Source organism: Clostridium neuense (assembly GCF_045310695.1).
Classification (GTDB): Bacteria; Bacillota; Clostridia; order Clostridiales; family Clostridiaceae; genus Clostridium_S; species Clostridium_S neuense.
Genome location: NZ_JBJIAA010000049.1, coordinates 1 through 686, shown reverse-complemented (window position 1 = coordinate 686; position 686 = coordinate 1). Strand labels below are relative to the sequence as shown.

General features: G+C 32.2%; 1 protein-coding gene. It reads right to left on the bottom strand.

What is annotated here, in order from left to right; translation table 11 throughout:
• A partial coding sequence (locus tag ACJDT4_RS23295) for a hypothetical protein (protein ID WP_406790017.1) occupies positions 1-686 on the bottom strand: 686 nt, incomplete at both ends.

Genomic DNA, 686 nt, shown 5'->3' with positions numbered 1-686 from the left:
CTCTGTTTTTACCAAAGTCCTTCCTGTAAAACAATTACCTAATGCACATTCTACTTGAGTATCTGTAAATTCACTTTTTGGTATTTCTACTTCAGTAGTTCCGCCTATCGCATTTCTTAATTTAAATTGAATTGAATTACCTAAATCTTTTGTACTTTTTACAAAACCAAAGATAGAATCTGGAATTTTATTTAAGTACGTTTTTATTAAATTTGAACCTATATATTCTGATGAATAGTTATTAAACCTTTCTTGTAATGCACTCATTCCTTCTTCTGCATTACTACCCTTCTTAAACATTTCTTCGTCTTCAAGCATTTTCTCACTTTCTGGCATTTCGGCACTACTTTCAAAATCTCCATACTTCATACCTGCAAATATTCCTACCAGCATTGTGCCTATACCTGCCCAATCCATCATTTCAGTAGTATCGTTTGTTAACAACATATCAGCTTCCGAATAAATGTATTCTCTTTTCCCTGACTGACTTCTTGTCTTCTTTGTTTTAGTTATCATGCCGTCCAAATTATCGTGTGAATACATTTGTGGTGGTTTTCCAGTTAGTAACTTAAATACTTCATCTACTTCCCATTTATGAGAATCTAAATAATCTTTCACACCATTCGGGTCATATAAATATATTATTGCTAACTGCTCCGGAGATAATTTTAGTTTTTCATTTGCAT